General features: G+C 61.3%; 18 protein-coding genes. 5 read left to right on the forward strand and 13 right to left on the reverse strand.

Annotated features, from left to right (window positions below):
- Positions 1-129: 129 nt before the first annotated feature.
- From choV to M1D99_RS02590, 3 genes are all read right to left on the reverse strand, one after another.
- Positions 130-1,308: a choline ABC transporter ATP-binding protein gene (gene choV / locus M1D99_RS02580; protein ID WP_186707121.1), complete on the reverse strand. Its 1,179-nt coding sequence runs from the start codon at positions 1,306-1,308 to the stop codon at positions 130-132.
- Complete coding sequence (choW, locus tag M1D99_RS02585; RefSeq protein WP_014340605.1) at positions 1,305-2,150, reverse strand: choline ABC transporter permease subunit; 846 nt, start codon at positions 2,148-2,150, stop codon at positions 1,305-1,307. Before choW ends, choV begins: the two co-directional genes overlap by 4 nt.
- A gap of 71 nt (positions 2,151-2,221) precedes the next feature.
- Positions 2,222-3,169, reverse strand: coding sequence for a choline ABC transporter substrate-binding protein (locus M1D99_RS02590; RefSeq protein ID WP_186707122.1), 948 nt, complete (start codon positions 3,167-3,169; stop codon positions 2,222-2,224).
- A 424-nt stretch (positions 3,170-3,593) separates the two neighbouring features.
- Here M1D99_RS02590 and M1D99_RS02595 point away from each other — a divergent pair, with 424 nt between their 5' ends.
- Together M1D99_RS02595 and gbdR are read left to right on the forward strand one after the other, a co-directional pair.
- On the forward strand, positions 3,594-4,970 hold the full coding sequence (locus M1D99_RS02595) for an L-serine ammonia-lyase (protein WP_434573845.1): 1,377 nt from the start codon (positions 3,594-3,596) through the stop codon (positions 4,968-4,970).
- Positions 4,971-5,546: 576 nt separating this feature from the next.
- Entirely contained in the window at positions 5,547-6,650 is a 1,104-nt protein-coding gene (gbdR, locus tag M1D99_RS02600; protein WP_042731607.1) for a choline metabolism transcriptional regulator GbdR, read from the forward strand.
- Between the two features lie 127 nt (positions 6,651-6,777).
- Here gbdR and M1D99_RS02605 read toward each other — a convergent pair whose 3' ends face one another.
- The 6 genes from M1D99_RS02605 to choX all read right to left on the reverse strand — a co-directional run bounded on the left by M1D99_RS02605 (position 6,778) and on the right by choX (position 12,254).
- Positions 6,778-7,041 carry a hypothetical protein gene (locus M1D99_RS02605; RefSeq protein WP_186707124.1) on the reverse strand — a complete coding sequence of 88 codons (264 nt, stop codon included), beginning with the start codon at positions 7,039-7,041 and terminating at the stop codon, positions 6,778-6,780.
- 371 nt (positions 7,042-7,412) lie between these two features.
- Positions 7,413-8,576, reverse strand: coding sequence for a gamma-butyrobetaine dioxygenase (locus M1D99_RS02610; RefSeq protein ID WP_458131341.1), 1,164 nt, complete (start codon positions 8,574-8,576; stop codon positions 7,413-7,415).
- A gap of 20 nt (positions 8,577-8,596) precedes the next feature.
- The gene (locus tag M1D99_RS02615) at positions 8,597-9,073 is read right to left on the reverse strand and encodes a thioesterase family protein (RefSeq protein ID WP_186707126.1); all 477 of its coding nucleotides are present in this window, start codon (positions 9,071-9,073) and stop codon (positions 8,597-8,599) included.
- Positions 9,074-9,199: 126 nt separating this feature from the next.
- A complete protein-coding gene (locus tag M1D99_RS02620; protein WP_434573850.1) occupies positions 9,200-10,165 on the reverse strand; it encodes an L-carnitine dehydrogenase in 966 nt (321 codons plus the stop codon).
- 184 nt (positions 10,166-10,349) lie between these two features.
- A complete protein-coding gene (locus tag M1D99_RS02625; protein WP_434573852.1) occupies positions 10,350-11,237 on the reverse strand; it encodes a beta-keto acid cleavage family enzyme in 888 nt (295 codons plus the stop codon).
- Positions 11,238-11,309: 72 nt separating this feature from the next.
- Positions 11,310-12,254 carry a choline ABC transporter substrate-binding protein gene (gene choX, locus M1D99_RS02630; RefSeq protein WP_186707129.1) on the reverse strand — a complete coding sequence of 315 codons (945 nt, stop codon included), beginning with the start codon at positions 12,252-12,254 and terminating at the stop codon, positions 11,310-11,312.
- Between the two features lie 187 nt (positions 12,255-12,441).
- Between choX and M1D99_RS02635 the strand changes: the two genes are divergently transcribed.
- Positions 12,442-13,401, forward strand: a complete 960-nt coding sequence (locus M1D99_RS02635; RefSeq protein WP_186707130.1) for a GlxA family transcriptional regulator — start codon at positions 12,442-12,444, stop codon at positions 13,399-13,401.
- A gap of 68 nt (positions 13,402-13,469) precedes the next feature.
- Positions 13,470-14,654: an AAA family ATPase gene (locus M1D99_RS02640; RefSeq protein ID WP_458131342.1), complete on the forward strand. Its 1,185-nt coding sequence runs from the start codon at positions 13,470-13,472 to the stop codon at positions 14,652-14,654.
- A 170-nt stretch (positions 14,655-14,824) separates the two neighbouring features.
- Here the strand turns inward: M1D99_RS02640 and M1D99_RS02645 are convergent, their stop codons facing one another.
- The 4 genes from M1D99_RS02645 to M1D99_RS02660 all read right to left on the reverse strand — a co-directional run bounded on the left by M1D99_RS02645 (position 14,825) and on the right by M1D99_RS02660 (position 16,325).
- Entirely contained in the window at positions 14,825-15,241 is a 417-nt protein-coding gene (locus M1D99_RS02645; RefSeq protein ID WP_458131343.1) for a DUF3010 family protein, read from the reverse strand.
- A gap of 32 nt (positions 15,242-15,273) precedes the next feature.
- Positions 15,274-15,597, reverse strand: coding sequence for a helix-turn-helix domain-containing protein (locus M1D99_RS02650; RefSeq protein ID WP_003206335.1), 324 nt, complete (start codon positions 15,595-15,597; stop codon positions 15,274-15,276).
- The gene (locus M1D99_RS02655; RefSeq protein ID WP_434573859.1) at positions 15,581-15,835 is read right to left on the reverse strand and encodes a type II toxin-antitoxin system RelE family toxin; all 255 of its coding nucleotides are present in this window, start codon (positions 15,833-15,835) and stop codon (positions 15,581-15,583) included. Before M1D99_RS02655 ends, M1D99_RS02650 begins: the two co-directional genes overlap by 17 nt.
- 88 nt (positions 15,836-15,923) lie before the next feature.
- Positions 15,924-16,325 carry a lysozyme inhibitor LprI family protein gene (locus M1D99_RS02660; protein WP_186707151.1) on the reverse strand — a complete coding sequence of 134 codons (402 nt, stop codon included), beginning with the start codon at positions 16,323-16,325 and terminating at the stop codon, positions 15,924-15,926.
- Positions 16,326-16,558: 233 nt separating this feature from the next.
- Here M1D99_RS02660 and M1D99_RS02665 point away from each other — a divergent pair, with 233 nt between their 5' ends.
- Positions 16,559-17,536, forward strand: a complete 978-nt coding sequence (locus M1D99_RS02665) for a dipeptidase (RefSeq protein ID WP_030139307.1) — start codon at positions 16,559-16,561, stop codon at positions 17,534-17,536.
- The last annotated feature ends 59 nt before the right edge of the window (positions 17,537-17,595 follow it).

A 17,595-nucleotide genomic window follows, 5' to 3' on the forward strand; every position in this document is an offset into this window, starting at 1 on the left:
CAGCATTCCAAGCTCAGTATCAGCATTCCAAGCCAGTACCAGCATTTCAAACCTGGTATGAGCATCAGCCTTGGAAGGCCCAAACAAAAACGCCGCGATCATCTCGCGGCGTTTTTGTGTGCGGGGGGCTTAGCCCAGGTTCTTGCCGAGCAGTGCGTGGTACAGCTCGCTGTCGCCCAGGATCCCGACGACTTTCTGATTATCGTGGAGCACCAGTTTGTTGCCGGTCTGGTAGCGAATCTGCAACGCATCGCGCATGCCGATGTTGGAGTCCACCAGGGTCGGACGTCGGCCCAGGCCTTCGACCGCTTGGCCTGGAGCCCAGTTTTGCAGGTCCAGGGCCGCGCCGTTCTGCCGGGCGCCCTTGATGGTGTTGCCGTCGGCCAGGTCGAGCCAGGAGTCGCCGCCCGGGTCCAGGCACACCGAGCCGTTGATGCGCTTGCAGTTGTCCAGGGTGCGCATCAGGCTGCGGCCGCAGAGGACGTTGAGCGGGTTGGTGTGGGCGACGAAGGTGCGCACATAGTCGTCGGCCGGGTTCAGCACGATTTGCTCCGGCTTGCTGTACTGGATGATCCGGCCGTCTTTCATGATCGCGATACGGCTGCCCAGCTTCAGGGCTTCGTCGAGGTCGTGGCTGACGAACACGATGGTCTTGCTCAGCTTGCGTTGCAGCTCCAGCAGTTCGTCTTGCAGGCCTTGGCGGATCAAGGGGTCGAGGGCCGAGAACGGTTCGTCCATCAGCAGGATGTCGGCGTCCATCGCCAGGGCGCGGGCCAGGCCGACCCGTTGCTGCATGCCGCCGGACAATTCGTCGGGCTTCTTGTTGCGCCACTGGGTCAGGCCTACCAGCTCAAGCTTCTCATCCACCAGCTTCTTGCGTTCCTTCTCCGGTCGGCCCTGCATTTCCAGGCCGAAGCTGATGTTCTCGCGCACCGTCAGCCAAGGCATCAGGGCGAACTTCTGGAACACCATGGCGATGCGCTTGGTGCGCATCATCTTCAGCTCGGCGGGGGTGCAGGACGCAATGTCGATCTGCCGGCTTTCGTGCTCGACGAACAGCTTGCCGCGGCTGACGGTGTTCAAGCCGTTGATGCAGCGCAGCAGACTGGACTTGCCGGAGCCGGACAGGCCCATCAAGACACAGATTTCGCCTTTCTCGATGTCCAGGCTGGCTTTTTCCACGCCGACGATTTGCCCGGTTTTCTTCAGGATTTCGTTGCGGGTCATGCCCTGGTCGAGCAGCTTGAGGGCCTCGCGAGGGTCCCTGGCGAAGATCACGTCAACGTCTTCAAAGCGAATTATGCTCATGCGTCACCCCCTACTTTGGCGTCGGGTTGTTTGCAGATTCGGTCGAGCATGATCGCCAGCAGGACGATCGCCAGGCCGGCTTCGAAGCCCAGGGCGATATCGGCGGTGTTCAATGCGTTGACCACGGGTTTGCCCAGGCCATCGGCGCCCACCAGCGCGGCGATCACCACCATCGACAACGACAGCATGATGCACTGGGTGATACCGGCGGCGATGCTTGGCATGGCATGGGGCAGTTCGATGCGCGACAGGAGCTGGCGACGGGAGCAGCCGAAGGCTTTACCGGCGTCCATCAGTTCGTCCGGAACGTCGCGGATGCCCAGGTAGGTCAGGCGGATGGGCGCGGCAATCGCGAACACCACCGTGGAGATCAGGCCCGGGACCACACCCAGACCGAACAGGGTCAGGGTAGGAATGAGGTAGACGAAGGTCGGTACGGTCTGCATCAGATCGAGCACCGGACGCATCATCGTGTAGAACATCGGCTTGTGCGCGGCAACGATGCCCAGCGGCACGCCGATCAGTACGCAGACCAGGGTCGCGAACAGCACCTGGGCGAGGGTTTCCATGGTCTCTTGCCAGTAACCCAGGTTGAGAATCAGTAGAAAGGACGCGATGACAAATACAGTCAGGCCCCATTTGCGCTGGATGAAGTGCGCCAATAGCGCAATGAGGCCGATCAGGGCCAGGGGGTTGAACCAGGTCAGCGCAAACGTCACGCCGTGAATCATCGTTTCCAGGAACAGCGCGATTGCGTCGAAGGTGTTGGCGCCGTTTTGCGTCAACCATTCGACAAAGCCCGCGATGTACTGGCCCAAGGGTATTTTCTGATCAATAAGCATGGTAGTGAACGTCCGCATGCAAGGGAATAAACAGCCCGGGCGAGCGAACTCGCCCGGCATAACATAAGCAGTTATTGCGCAAGCTTGGCTTTCACGGCCTCCAGGCCAGGTTTACCGTCAATGGTGGTCACGCCAGCGAGCCAGGTATCGAGTACCTGTGGGTTTTTCTTCAGCCAGGCCTTGGCGGCGGCCTCAGGTTTCATCTTGTCGTCGAGCACGTTGCCCATCAGCGTGCTTTCCATGTCGACGGTGAACTCCAGGTTTTTCAACAGCTGGCCAACGTTGCTGCATTCCTGGCTGTAGCCCTTGCGGGTGTTGGTCGCCACGGTCGCGGCACCGAAGTCGGGGCCGAAGAAATCGTCGCCGCCGGTCAGGTACTGGATCTTGAAACGGGTATTCATCGGGTGTGGCGCCCAGCCGAGGAACACCACGTCGGTGCCACGCTTGGCGGCGCGATCGACCTGCGAGAGCATGCCCGCTTCACTCGACTCGACGACTTTGAAGCCGGCGTCCTTCAGGCCGAAGGCGTTCTTTTCGATCATGCTCTGGATCAGGCGGTTGCCGTCGTTGCCCGGCTCGATGCCGTAGATCTTGCCGTCGAGTTCTTTCTTGAATTTGGGGATGTCGGCGAAGTCTTTCAGTCCCTTCTCATACAGGCCCTGGGGCACTGCGAGGGTGTACTTGGCGCCCTTGAGGTTGGTGCGCACGGTTTCCACGGTGCCGGCTTCGCGGTAGGCCTTGATGTCGTTTTCCATGGTCGGCATCCAGTTGCCGAGGAACACGTCCATGTTTTTGCCATCGGCCAGGGACTTGTAGGTCACGGGTACGGAAATCATGGTGGTCTTGGTCTTGTAGCCCAGCGCATCCAGCACCACGCTGGTGGTCGCCGTGGTCACGGTAATGTCGGTCCAGCCGACATCGGAGAAGTTGACGGTGCTGCACTTTTCGGGTTCTGCGGCGTTGGCCAGCATCGGAAGACTCAGCATGGCGGCCAACAACAACGGCTTGGAACCTTTCATGGGTGGACTCCTGGTGTTTTATCGGCGGTGTCCGGTCAGGACAACCGCGCTTATGGATGTTGCGGTTGGTGGCGCGTGGGCACTCTTCTGACACGCGGCCTTGCAAACGAGCCGTAACCGATCATGTACCAGTGCAAATCTGACGCCTACAGGGTGGGTCGTATCCAGTACAGGGATGGTCGCATCCAGTGTCGGTGACGTCGTTTACAGATTTTTTCCGCCCCCGATGGACCTCTGACACGCAGAAAAACGCCGCAAAACCGGGGGCAGGGAGGGGCGGCGTTGCTGGGCATGATTGCGTCGGTGTCAGACGTCGGGCACCCAGGCAAAAACCGGATGATGCGGCCATCCCGGCGTTGAGCGTAGCAGCTCCGTCACCGGACGCTCCTGCGCCCGGATGTGCCTGTTCTGGAGGTTATCGGCAATGGCAATCAGCGTTTTCGACTTGTTCAAAATCGGTATTGGCCCGTCCAGTTCCCACACCGTGGGCCCCATGCGTGCCGCGGCGCTGTTCGTTGAAGCGCTGAAGGCCAAGGCCCTGCTCAATGATGTGCGTCGGGTCGAAGTGCAATTGTTCGGTTCGCTGTCGGCCACCGGCATCGGCCACGGCAGCGACAACGCCGTGATCATGGGCCTGATGGGGGAGTGGCCGGACGCAATCGACCCGTCGCAGATCGGCCCGCGCATCGAGTTGCTGCGTGGAACCCAGACCCTGCTGCTCGACGGTCGCCTGCCGGTACCGTTCGTATGGTCCCGGGACATGCGCTTGATCGACGAGAACCTGCCGTTCCACCCCAATGCGATGACCCTGGTGGCCGAGGGCGCCGACGGCGAGCTGCACCGTGACACGTATTACTCGGTCGGCGGGGGCTTTGTCGTCGATCAGGCCCAGGCCACCAGCGGCGTGGTGGACTTGGATCGCACTGAGCTGCCGTACGATTTTTCCAGCGCCGAAGAATTGCTCCAGTTATGCCGCACTCACGACCTGCGGGTGGCCGAGTTGATGCTGGCCAACGAAAAGGTCTGGCGTTCCGAGGAAGAGATTCGCAGTGGCCTGATGAAACTGTGGCGGGCCATGCAGGACTGCGTCGAGCAGGGCCTCAAGCACGAGGGCATCCTGCCGGGCGGCTTGAATGTGCGTCGGCGCGCGGCCAAGTTGCACCGCAGCCTGCAAGAGCTGAACAAGCCCAATGTCATCGGCTCGACCCTGAGCGCCATGGAGTGGGTCAACCTGTTCGCCCTGGCGGTCAACGAGGAGAACGCCGCCGGCGGGCGCATGGTCACCGCGCCGACCAACGGTGCGGCGGGAATCATCCCGGCGGTGCTGCATTACTTCATGAAATTCAGCGAAGCGGTCACCGACGCCAACGTCGTGGATTATTTCCTGGGTGCGGCGGCCGTCGGGATCCTGTGCAAGAAGAACGCCTCGATCTCCGGCGCCGAAGTCGGCTGCCAGGGCGAGGTGGGATCGGCTTGCGCCATGGCGGCGGCGGGCTTGGCGGAGATCCTCGGGGCCACGCCGGAGCAATTGTGCAACGCCGCGGAAATTGGCCTGGAACACAACCTCGGCCTGACCTGCGACCCAGTCGGTGGCCTAGTGCAGGTGCCGTGCATCGAGCGCAACGCGATCGCCGCGGTCAAGGCCATCAACGCCGCCCAAATGGCCTTGCGGGGTGACGGCCAGCATTTCATCTCCCTGGACCGGGTGATCCGCACCATGCGCGATACCGGTGCCGACATGCATGACAAATATAAAGAGACTTCGCGCGGTGGCTTGGCGGTCAGTGCGGTGGAGTGCTGAAACCTTGTTTGCACAATGCTCTGTGGCAAGAGGGTTCTCTGTGGGAGCAAGGCTTGCCCGCGATGGCGTCAGTGGATTCAACCTGGATGTCGACTGACATACCGTCATCGCGAGCAAGCTATGCTCCCACAGGGATTCCCTTTATCCACGAGATCGAAAACCGCTCGTAAAATGAACACCCATCCGCAAACGCGCCACCTTTTAGCGCGTCGCAAACAGATAAGGCGTGACTTGTCGGTCACGACTTTGTACGCCGCCCCACCGTCCGTCCCCGCGCTTGCGGTGACAACCCTCGCGCAAACGGCGCAGCCCAGTTCCCACAAGTGCTACCGAACTGCTCACGGCCCTTTGTGACCGGTGCCTGCCGCCATGGATGGCAGCTAAAACCTGGACTTGATCCACCCCTTATATAGACAGGCCGCCATGTCGTTTTCAGGATTTATTGAACACGCATTCAATTTTAGGCATGGCAATTGCTCTATCCCGATAAAGCCCCGTCTCACGCAAGAGAATGATGGGCAATAACAAGAGCCTCCGCCTGAGGCCATCACCCGCTTTGTGTGAGGAGATACCGCGATGACGACGTCCAACTCCGGGGCCCAACCCCAGAACCGTGCGCCTCAATCCATCGGCTTTTTGCTGCTGGACAATTTCACGCTGATTTCCCTGGCGTCCGCGGTAGAACCGCTACGCATGGCCAACCAACTGTCCGGTCGCGAGCTGTATCGCTGGACCACCCTGACCGTCGACGGCGGCCAGGTATGGGCCAGTGATGGCTTGCAGATCACCCCCGACGCCTCCATGCACAAGGCACCGCCCTTGGACACGGTCATCGTCTGTGGCGGTATCGGCATCCAGCGCACCGTAACCCGTGAACACGTGTCATGGCTGCAAGGCCAGGCCCGACAGTCCCGTCGCCTCGGCGCGGTCTGCACCGGCAGCTGGGCCCTGGCCTGCGCCGGCCTGCTGGACGGTTTCGATTGCAGCGTGCACTGGGAATGCCTGGCGGCGATGCAGGAAGCTTTCCCGCGGGTATCGATGAGTACCCGCCTGTTCACCCTCGACCGCAACCGCTTCACCAGCTCCGGCGGCACCGCGCCGCTGGACATGATGCTGCATCTGATTAGCCGCGATCACGGTCGTGAGCTGTCGGCGGCGATCTCGGAAATGTTTGTCTACGAGCGTATCCGCAACGAGCAGGATCACCAGCGTGTGCCGCTCAAGCACATGCTTGGCACCAACCAGCCGAAGTTGCAGGAAATCGTCGCGTTGATGGAGGCCAACCTCGAAGAGCCGATCGACCTGGACGAATTGGCGGTGTACGTCGCTGTATCCAGGCGTCAGCTGGAGCGGTTGTTCCAGAAATACCTGCACTGCTCGCCGTCGCGCTATTACCTCAAGCTGCGGCTGATCCGTGCGCGGCAACTGCTCAAGCAGACGCCGATGTCGATCATCGAAGTGGCCTCGGTGTGCGGCTTCGTCTCCACTCCGCACTTCTCCAAATGCTACCGCGAGTACTTCGGCATTCCACCGCGCGACGAGCGCGTCGGTTCCAACACCACGCAACAGGTGGCGATGATGCCGCTGCCGCAGGCGCTGGTGCTGTCGCCATTGTCCGGGCCGCTGTCGGCGCTGAGCCAGGCGCGTAATGAGTCGACGTTTGCCAGTGTGAGGCTCTAAACCGCAGCGCTTTTGTGGCGAGGGAGCTTGCTCCCGCTGGACCGGGCTGGCGCTCCAGCGCGCAGCGGTCCCAAGCTTTTTGGGGCTGCTACGCAGCCCAGCGGGAGCAAGCTCCCTCGCCACAAGGTCAGGCGCTATGGTTCTGCTGGTATTGCGTCAACGCCGGCAACAGCTGCTTATCGATCGCCTGGCGCACGGCTGGCAGGATGGTGGCGCTGCTGGTGTACATGTCCTTGACCATCCGCCGCAATTCATTGGCGCGGGCCCTGTCCAGCCCGCGCACGGCGCATTCGCATGCCTGCTCGGCGGTGGAGCCGCTGGGTATTTGCAGTCCCAGGGCCTTGAGGTGGCCCAGCAGGTCTTCCTGGTCGATCAAATCGGCGTGCATCATGACGCTTTTCCTTGTTCAGGGATTGGGGTCGTGTCTCGATTCTGGTAGCCACCCGAAGCGGCGGCAAGGGTAAATGGTCGCAATGTCATGAATGACTATGGAGGCGTCGTTTTCGGCTAACTTGCCCGGGCCTGGACTGGGCACACTGGGCCCAAGCTGAATCACGATGGTTTGGTCACCCTCGCGCGACGGCTCCTCCAGTAACGCTCCTGCCCCGATCCTGTCACGGCTTGATCGGGGATTTTTTTGCCTGTGAAAATCAGGGAAAAATTGGGTTATTTGGTCGGGCGCCTTCGCGAGCAAGCCCGCTCCCACATGGGAATGCGGACTCCTGTGGGAGCGGGCTTGCTCGCGAATGGCCGTTACGCGGTCTAACGCTGCAGCACCAGAATCCGCGACAACAACTCATCCCGATCCACATAACACCCCTGGAAATGCCGCGCCCCGGAGGCCGGGTCGAAGGCGTTGCGGGCATGGAGGGTGCGGCGGTTGTCGAAGCACCAAAGCTGGCCGGGTTCGAGGCGTTGCTCCAAGCGAAATTGCGGCTCGCGGGTCAGGGCGATAAAACGGCGGTAGGCGCGGTAGAGCCTGGGCATTTGCTCGACCGAGGTGTCGAAGGGCCCACGCAGGAAGTTCGCCATGCGGATTTCCGCGACCTGCCCCAGCGCATCCAGCGCGATGATGGGCGCCAGGCAGCGGTAGTCGCTGTGGCGGTCCTTGTTGCGAAACTCCACCGGGATCTGGCACAGCGCGTCGAAGGCCTCGGGGGCTTCCTGGCGCAGCGTCTCGGCAATGGCAAAACCGTCGACAAAAATGCTCTCGCCGCCGTCGGCGTCGTTCACCAGGCAATGCAAGAACTGCAGCCCCGGCTGCAACTCACGGGTCGGCAGGTCACTGTGCAGCGGCAGGTTGAAAGCGGTATAGGCGTTGCTGTCGGCATCGGCCTTGGACTGTACGTTGAACAGCACGCCGAAGTTGCTCTCGCGGATAAAGGAAATGCGTTGGGCGATCTGTTTCAGCGAGCCGGGCTCGGTGGGCACGCCGCGTACTTGGGTCAGGCCGATGTCGCGCACCGCCAAAAGCCATTGCAGCAGCGCGTCGGCATCCGTCATCAGTGCCTGGTATTCGAACACCGGCAGTTCCAGGTCATGCCGCCACAGCTGGCGGCGTGGCTTGTTCGCCAGGCGTTCGGCCCTGGATTGATCGTCATACGCATGGGCGCGCAACCAGCCCGGATCGAATAGGCTTCGGTGGCCATCCTGCCAAACCACACACAGATGGCCCGCGTCGTCGATGCTGATGTCGCGAGGGGTCACGTCTTCCGGAACATCGACAATCTCCAGGACCTGCTCCCGGGTAACGCTGTAGACGCATTGCGGGCACGGGCAGTTGTCCCTTAGCCACTGATGATGGAACGGGCTGACCCGGCCGTCGGCCCACGTCACTTGCACCCGGTCGGTCAAGGGGGTGGCAACGGTCAATGTCTGGAGAAGCGGATAGCGTCGGAAGTCGGCAACAGCGGCAGCGGTGTTCATGGCGATTTCCTGGTCGAGGCTTATCGGGCGGGTGGCAGGGCGATGACCCGACCAATGCAGGTCGGTGTCGGCAAGTCGGCTTGGCTGTCCAACAGGGCTTTGAGTCGGTCCAGGGTCTGCTCGGTGAACGGCGCTGAGCGCGGGCCGGCCAGGTCGACATGCAGCAACATCTGTTCATTGCCGGCCAGCTCTTTATCACCGCCGACCAGGTGCAGGCTGTGGTAGAGGTGCAAGCGTTTGGCGTCGTGGCCGATCAGTTGCGTGTGCACCTCGACATCCGCGCCGAGCTTCACTTCGTGCAAGTAATTGAGGTGCAGTTCGAGGGTAAACAACGAGTGGCCGCTGGCTTCGCGGTTCTGGCTGTCCAGGCCGAGCCGGTCCATCAGCGCGTCGGTGGCGTAGCTGAAGATCAGCAAGTAGAAGGCATCACGCAGATGGCCGTTGTAATCGACCCATTCGGGGAGGATGCGGGTTTGGTAGGTGGTGAGGGTGGGCATGATGACGATCCAACAGAAGAGTGGGATTCATGTGGGAGCGGGCTTGCTCGCGAAGACGGTGTATCTACCGCGCGATATTGAGCGGATGTACCGGCCTCTTCGCGAGCAAGCCCGCTCCCACGGGGGTTATTCAGTGAAAGACATTCCGTGCTTGGCCTTGGTAGCCTTCACAGCCTCCAGCACCGCCAGCAGGCAATCATCACGATAGCGCTCCAGGGCCGAGATGCTGTGGTTGCCCAATTGCTCGCTCGTGCCGTCCACCACATCATCGATCAATTTCTCGGTCAGCTCCGGCGCCGGCAGGTAGGTCCAGGGCAGTTGCAACGCCGGGCCGAACTGGGCCATGAAGTGCCGCATGCCGGCATCGCCGCCGGCCAGGGTGTAGGTCAGGAACGTACCCATGAATGACCAGCGCAGGCCGGCGCCAAAACGGATCGCATCGTCGATTTCCCCGGTGGTGGCGACACCGTCGTTGACCAGGTGCAGGGCTTCGCGCCACAGCGCTTCGAGCAGGCGGTCGGCGATGAAGCCGGGGACTTCCTTGCGTACGTGCAATGGCCGCATGCCGAGGGATTCGTAGACTTCCATCGCTGCTTGCACCGCTTCGGGGGCGGTGTTCTTGCCGCCGACCACTTCCACCAGTGGCAATAAGTAGACCGGGTTGAACGGGTGCCCGACCACACAGCGTTCCGGGTGGGTGGCGTTCTCATAGAACTCGCTTGGCAGCAGGCCCGAGGTACTGGAACCGATCAACGCGTTTGGCTTGGCGGCGGCGCTGATCTGGGCGTGCAGTTCGAGCTTGAGTTCCAGTCGCTCGGGAGCGCTTTCCTGGATGAAATCAGCGTCGCGCACGCATTCTTCGATGGTGGCGACAAAGCGCAGCCGATCCTGCGAAGCGCCGGGGGCCAAGCCCTGTTTCTCCAGGGCGCCCCAGGCATTGGCGACGCGTTTGCGCAGTGCCGCCTCGGCACCCGGCGCCGGGTCCCAGGCGACAACGTCGAGGCCATGGGCCAGGGCCCGGCTGACCCAGCCGCTGCCGATCACACCGCTGCCCAGGGCGGCGAAGGTCTTGATGTCGGTGATAAAGCTCATGGTGGTTTCCTGAAAAGGTCGGTGATCTAAAAGTGTGGGAGCGGGCTTGCTCGCGAAGACGGCATTCCTTCCACAGGAGAACCATCGGATGTACCGGCCTCTTCGCGAGCAAGCCCGCTCCCACATTGGGTCAGTGGTGAACATGGAATCTGCCTTCACTGCAGATCCAAGGAATTGATTCGGTTCAGCCGCGCTGCAACAGGCCCATTTTCTTGCGACCTTCCGCCGGCGTAAGCACGCGAGCCCCAAGGCGGCTGAGGATTTCTCCGGCGCGCTCCACCAGTTGGCCGTTGGTGGCGAGCACGCCTTTGTCCAGCCAAAGGTTGTCTTCCAGCCCGACCCGCACGTTGCCCCCCAGCAGCACCGCCTGGGCGGCCATCGGCATTTGCATGCGACCGATGCCGAAGCCGGCCCACACCGCATCGGCCGGCAGGTTGTCGACCATGGCTTTCATGGTGGTGGTGTCGGCCGGAGCCCCCCACGGGATGCCCAGGCAGAGCTGGAACAGCGGGTTGTCCAGCAGGCCTTCCTTGATCAGTTGCTTGGCGAACCACAGGTGACCGGTGTCGAAGATCTCCAGCTCGGCCTTGACCCCCAGCTCAGTGATGCGCTTGGCGCCGGCCCGCAGTTGTGCCGGGGTGGAAACGTAAATGGTGTCGCCGTCGCCGAAGTTCAGGGTGCCGCAATCCAATGTGCAGATTTCCGGCAACAGCTCCTCGACATGAGCCAGGCGGGTCAGCGGGCCTACCAGGTCGGTGTTGGGACCGAACTCCATCGGTCGTTCGCCGCCGCCGATCTCCAGGTCGCCGCCCATGCCGGCGGTGAGGTTGACGATGATGTCCACGTCCGCCTCACGGATGCGCTCCATCACTTCGCGGTACAACGCCACGTCGCGGCTGAACTTGCCGGTCTGCGGGTCACGGACGTGGCAATGGACCACCGTGGCCCCGGCTTTCGCCGCCTCCACGGCAGCGGCAGCGATCTGTTTCGGGGTGACCGGCACGTGGGGGCTCTTGGCGGTCGTGTCGCCAGCACCGGTGAGTGCGCAGGTGATGATGACGTCGTGGTTCATGGTGCGGGTTCCTTCAGGCGTGGTGAGTCACTGCGCAGCCCTTGTACTGCTGCGCAGATGGCGATCGGTTGATCAGTTGCTGGTGAGTTTCAGGTTGTCCGCGGCCGGTTTGCCGTCGAAGGTGGTCACGCCTTCGAGCCAACGTTGTTTGTCTTGCGGATGATCCTTGAGCCATTGCCGGGCTGATTCGAGCGGGTCCTTGTGATCGAGCAACGGTTGCATCATCCGGCTCTCGTCTTCGGCGCTGAAGGTCAGGTTGCTCAGCAAGCGACCGACGTTCGGGCATTGCTCGGCGTAGTTCGGCGCGGTGACGGTCCACACGGTGGCCATGCCTTCGTTCGGGCCGAGGGCGTCTTCGCTGCCGGTGAGGTAGGTCATTTGCACGTTGACGTTCATCGGGTGCGGGGCCCAGCCGAAGAACACCACGGCTTCCTTGCGCCGCACGGCACGGTCCACGGCGGCGAGCATGCCGGCTTCGCTGGACTCCACCAGTTGGAATTTGCCCAGGCCGAACTGGTTCTTGGCGATCATCGCCTTGATCTGGGTATTGGCGCCGGAGCCGGGTTCGATGCCGTAGATCTTGCCGCCCAACTCTTTTTCGAATTTGGCGATGTCGGCGAAGGTCTTCAGGCCCTTGTCGGCCAGGTAGGTCGGCACGGCCAGGGTGGCGCGGGCGTCCTTGAGGCTGGGCTGCTCCAGCACCTTGACCTGCTTGGCCTCGACGAACGGGGTGATGGTCTGGGTCATCAACGGGTTCCAGTAGCCGAGGAACAGGTCCAGGCGCTGGTCGCGGATGCCGGCGAAGATGATTTGTTGGGAGGCGCTGGTTTGCTTGGTCTTGTAGCCGAGGCCGTCGAGCATCACTTGAGTCAGGGCGCTGGTGGCGATGACGTCGGTCCAGTTGACCACGCCCAGGCGTACGTTCTGGCAGGCGGCGGGCTCGGCGGCCATGGCGGCCGGGCTCAGGAGAGGCGTGGCGCTGAGTGCGAGAACGCAGTAGCTGATCAGTCGTTTCATTGTCAGGTTCCTCGGCAGCTTATTGTTATGGGGCCCGGTGTCTGTGCGCCGGTGATGCCACGTTACGCAGCCCCGGGCAGGGCAAAACGCACAGCGGCGACGTGCTCTTGCACTGCAGCGACTCTTGAACGGTTGTTGCAACTGGCGTATCAAGGTCCGCACGCTGCCCGTCAACCGAGTGCGCTCCATGTCCCAGGATTTCTACTTCTTGTTGATGCCGGGTTTCTCGGCCATCGGTTTCATCTCGGCCATCGAGCCGTTGCGGGTCGCCAATCGCTTTCGCGGCGAGTTGTACCGCTGGCATGTGTTGAGCATCGATGGCGGGGCGGTGCTGGCGAGCAATGGCATGTCGGTCAACGCCGATGCCGCGCTGGAGCCCTTGAAGAAAGGCGCGACCCTTTGGGTGGTGGCGGGGTTCGAGCCGCTGAAGTTTGTCACCCCGGCACTGGAACGCTGGCTGCATCGGCTGGACAACGAAGGCGTGATCCTGGGCGGCATCGACACCGGCAGCGTGGTCCTGGCCGAGGCGGGGCTGCTGGAAGGGCACCGGGTGACGTTGCACTGGGAAGCCATCGAGGCATTCAAGGAGTCTTATCCGCAGCTTGGCGTGACCCAGGAACTGTTCGAAATCGACCGTCGCCGTATCACTTGTGCGGGAGGCACCGCGTCCATCGACCTGATGCTCGACCTGATCGGCCAGGCCCACGGTTCGGAACTGGCGATCCAGGTCAGCGAGCAATTTGTGCTCGGCCGCATCCGTCCGCGCAAAGATCACCAGCGCATGGAAATCGCCAACCGCTACGGCATTCGCAACAAGAAGCTGGTGCACGTCATCGGCGAGATGGAAACCCACAGTGAACCACCACTGAGTACTTTGGCCCTGGCCGAGTCGATCAACGTCACTCGTCGCCAGCTCGAAAGGCTGTTCCGCCTGCACCTGAACGACACGCCGAGCAACTTCTACTTGCGCCTGCGCCTGGAAAAGGCCCGGCAGTTGCTGCGCCAGACCGACATGAGCGTGCTGGAAGTGAGCATCGCCTGCGGGTTTGAGTCGCCGTCGTATTTCACCCGCAGCTATCGGACCCGGTTCGCGCGGTGTCCGCGGGAGGATCGGCGGCGACAAGGGGATGGTCGGGAGCTGGTTTGACAGGCTTTTATACTCAATTATACTCGCGACTATAAATTATACCTGTCGCCATAATTGAGTATAAAACCATGTCCAAGCACCCCGGTTTTGTCTTCCGGCGTCCCGATCTGGCCCGCAATATTGTCGATGGGCTGGCCGGCGCCGGGATCCAGGATTACACCTCAGGCCTGTTCCTGGCCGCGCCAAGGCGTACCGGAAAAAGTACGTTCCTGCGCGAGGACTTGATTCCCGAATGCGAGTCGCGAGGTTGGCTCGCGGTCTACGTCGACCTTTGGGCCAACAAGGAGAAGGACCCTGCCGACTTGATCGCTTCGGCCATCGCCGGGGCACTGGTGCCTTATGAGAAGGGCATCCGCAAGCTCGCCAAATCCATGGGCATCGACAAACTCAGCTTCTTGCGCACGTTGTCCTGGGATTTCAGCCAGCCGCAACTGCCCGAAGGGGCGACGCTGACCCAGGCACTGGAGCTGTTGCACCGTGCCGCGGATAAAACCGTGGTGCTGGTAATCGATGAAGCCCAGCATGCCTTGACCACTGAAGCCGGGGGCAACGCGATGTTCGGCCTCAAGGCGGCCCGTGACCAGCTCAACCAGGGGCGCGAGGGCGATACCAGTGGCCTGCGGCTGGTGTTCACCGGTTCCAATCGCGACAAGCTCGCCCACTTGGTGCTGAGTCGCAACCAACCGTTCTACGGATCCAGCATCACGCCGTTCCCTTTGCTGGGCAAAGCCTTCACCCAGGCCTACACCGCCCATTTGAACGCACACTTGGCCCAGACCAATCAGTTCAACGCCGATGACCTGGACCAGGCGTTCGAGTTGGTAGGGCGCCGTCCGGAGATGTTGCGCAGCGTCATCGGCGAAATTGCCCTGGAACTGGGCGAGGCGAGCCATTTGGGGGAGTTGCTGCGCAACAGCGCCGAAATGCTGCGCGCCGGCGTCTGGACCGAATTCGAGAGCGCCTGGAATGCCCTGACGGTGCCGCAACGGGCCGTGTTGCAGGTCATGGCCGATCGCTCGCAGAACAACGAGCCCTTCGCGCCCTTCACCGATTCAACATTGGAGGCGGTGAGCAAGGCATTGAAGAGCATGGGAAGCGAAGTCGTGCCCGGTACCCAGACCATCCAATCGTGTATCGATGCGTTGCGTGAAAAGGAATTGGTGTGGAAATCCAATCGCGGTGGTTATGCGTTGGAGGACAAGGCGTTTGCGGAGTGGTTGAAGGGGTATCGCCAGCAACAGAATCGGTCCTGACCCGATTGGCGGTCGAGCATAGTGAGCTGTGTGGAGAGGGGATTTTGTGGGAGCAAAGCTTGCTCGCGAAACAGTCGACTCGGTTTCTGAAGGACCGCATCGCCTTCATCGCGAGCAAGCTTTGCTCCTACAAAAAACTCCCCACAGGTGCCCGTTCGGCTGGGAAAGGTCTATTTCTTCATCAGCGCCGAGCAGGCTGCTTTATAGGCATCATGCTGATACTTGTTCAGCGTCGCCGGCAGGGCGAAGTCATGTTTCTTGCTCTGGGCGTTGATGGTCTGCGGCGACAGCAGCGTTACCTCACAACCCTCTAGCAACTGGAAAACCCCTTCGATCTTGAACGTGGTCGGGCCACCGGCGAACTCGCCTTTCTTGCTGCGCTTCTTGATGGCGATGCGTTCGATGCCGTTGTCCGTCACGAACGTTCGCACCTGGGCAGCGAAAGCCTTGACGTTGGCGGCTTCGTCATCGTCGTCCAGGGCGATTTTCTTGGTGCTCAGCGCAACGTGGCTCAACGCTTGCTGGTCTAGCGAGGCAACGGCGATGATCGCTTCGCTGCCTTTGATTTCGATGCCGCACGTTTTCATGTGAATCCTTTTGCTGGAGGGTGGCGTGCAGCTTACAGCTCCAACTGGTCAGCATGGATACCAAAGGCCGCAGCAATTTTTTCGCGGGTGGCTCGGCGAGGCTTGGCGACCGACTCTTGCTGGGCAAACGCCGGTTGAGAAATACCCAGGCGCCTGGCGACTTCATCTTGAGTCAGGTTCAGGTGTTCGCGCCAGGCGCGAATGGGCGTGGCGCCGTCGACGATACGGCTGACGACTTCATGGGGAATCAGATCGGGTTCCAGTTTCTGCGCGACGTATTGGGCATATGGAATGACCACAAATGCCGGATGCCCGTCTGCGTCATTGATGATCTGAATATCAGTAGGTACGTTCATCGCGTTTCCTGACCTCTTGAATGCTGACGATCTTGATCGCCCCGTCCCAATCGAACATGACTCGATAGCGGCCTACCCGAAGGCGATAGGCGCAGTCATGGCCGACAAGCGCTTTGACGTTCGCCGCGTCGGGCATCTGGGCGAGCGCCGTAACGGCGTCCCGAACCTGGGCCTGATGGGGAGAATGCAATTTCAGAAGCTGCTTAACGGCTTTTCTGGTCCAGTGGATGGTGTTCATGAAAGGATATAAGTCTTTTATAAGTTTTGCGAATCCTGACTTATATCCCCTCCAAGGCCAACGCATGAAAGGTGTCTGAATATTGCCCTCAGTCTTGCCCAATCGACTCCAAAAACTCCGACCGATCGTCGCTCACCTGGGCCATGCAGTCGTTTTCGGCGATTTTGTAGGCGTCGCTGCCGGGTTTGGCCGGGAAGGCGGCGATGGCGCAGTCGGCGTCGCGCTGTTTTTGCCACAGTTGCTGGGCGGCCTTGACCTTGGCGGTGATGTCGTTGAGCTGGGCCTTGTCGCTGGCGTAGCGGGTTTGCAGGCGCTCCAAGAGGCTCTGCAGGTTTTCGCCCAGTAATTGTTCGGCGGCGGTTTTGCCATAGGCCGAGCAGGCCAGGGTCTGGACGTCGTTTTCAACTTCGTCGCAGGGGTTGGGCTCGGTGTCTTCGGTTGCGTGTGCCAGGGTGCTGATCAGTGCCAATGCCAGGAAAAGTGATTTCATCGCGTTGCCGCTCAAGTCCAGTGAAAACCAGTGATGCGGCGGATTCTGGCGCAAGCGTCGGGTAAAGAACAGACGGGCAGGGTGGGCCCGTTGTAGCCCATTGTCGTGGATTGACGCTTTCGGCAATTCCCCTGTCGTTTTTGCACCGGGTCGCGACGGCCCTCAGGCATATGCTGGCCCCAAAGCGCCGGCACACGATTCGGCGCATGAATCGCTAACAAGGGGACTGCCTGATGAGCCCAGCCGAATTGCACGCCGACAGCATCGTTATCGACGGGCTGATCATTGCCAAGTGGAACCGCGACCTGTTCGAAGACATGCGCAAGGGCGGCCTGACCGCAGCCAACTGCACCGTGTCGGTGTGGGAGGGTTTCCAGGCCACCATCAACAACATCGTCGCCAGCCAGAAACTGATCCGCGAGAACAGCGACCTGGTGATCCCGGTGAAAACCACCGCCGACATCCGTCGAGCCAAGGAGCAGGGCAAGACCGGCATCATCTTCGGCTTCCAGAACGCCCATGCCTTCGAAGACCAGCTCGGCTACGTCGAGATCTTCAAGCAGCTCGGCGTCGGTGTGGTGCAGATGTGCTACAACACCCAGAACCTGGTGGGCACCGGCTGCTACGAGCGCGACGGCGGCCTGTCGGGCTTCGGTCGCGAGATCGTCGCCGAGATGAACCGCGTCGGCATCATGTGCGACCTGTCCCACGTCGGTTCCAAGACTTCCGAAGAAGTCATCCTCGAATCGAAAAAGCCGGTCTGCTACTCCCATTGCCTGCCGTCCGGCCTCAAAGAACACCCGCGCAACAAATCCGATGAAGAGCTGAAGTTCATTGCCGACCACGGTGGTTTCGTCGGCGTGACCATGTTCGCGCCGTTCCTGGCCAAGGGCATCGATTCGACCATCGACGACTACGCCGAAGCCATCGAATACACCATGAACATCGTCGGTGAAGACGCCATCGGCATCGGCACCGACTTCACCCAGGGCCACGGCCAGGATTTCTTCGAAATGCTGACCCACGACAAGGGCTATGCCCGTCGCCTGACCAGCTTCGGCAAGATCATCAACCCCCTGGGCATCCGCACCGTGGGCGAGTTCCCGAACCTCACCGAGACGCTGCTCAAGCGCGGCCATCCTGAGCGGGTAGTGCGCAAGATCATGGGCGAGAACTGGGTGAATGTCCTCAAGGACGTCTGGGGCGAGTAAACCCCGCTGCATCACTGAATCCTTACCTGCGGCCACTCGCGCCGCAGGCACATCACGAA

Source organism: Pseudomonas sp. R3-41, from assembly GCF_054161485.1.